We start from the raw sequence: 386 nt of genomic DNA on the forward strand, positions 1-386 counted from the left end.
CCCCTTGTTTAGCAGTCGGGTCATTGTATTTAAATAGAAGCTGACCTTTTTTCACTTCATCGCCTTTTTTTACAGCTAATTCATATGTTCCTTTTGTTGGATCGAATGAAATAGTTTCAATTCCATTTGGAATAACTTCGCCACCAAATTTTTGCGCGTTTTGGATTTGTTTTTCGGTTACTTTATATCCGCTATATGCCATTGCTACATCTGAACCGCCCCCAGCAAATGCAAAGTATGATCCAGCTGCAATTCCGATTGCTACTACACTATTAATTAACACTTTATTTTTCTTTTTCATCTATTTCTCACCTTTTCGTTCGTTTTAGTATCTACATTAAGTATAGAAGAGGTGAAGAATCTGACAAATCGTTTTAGCTTACAAT

At 35.2% G+C, this 386-nt stretch carries 1 pseudogene; it reads right to left on the bottom strand.

The features are described 5' to 3' along the window. Positions 1 to 301, bottom strand: a pseudogene (locus SB717_RS34020) (efflux RND transporter periplasmic adaptor subunit); the annotation flags it as partial. Positions 302 to 386 lie beyond the last annotated feature (85 nt).

It is taken from the genome of Priestia sp. SIMBA_032 (assembly GCF_046535215.1).
GTDB lineage: Bacteria > Bacillota > Bacilli > Bacillales > Bacillaceae_H > Priestia > Priestia aryabhattai.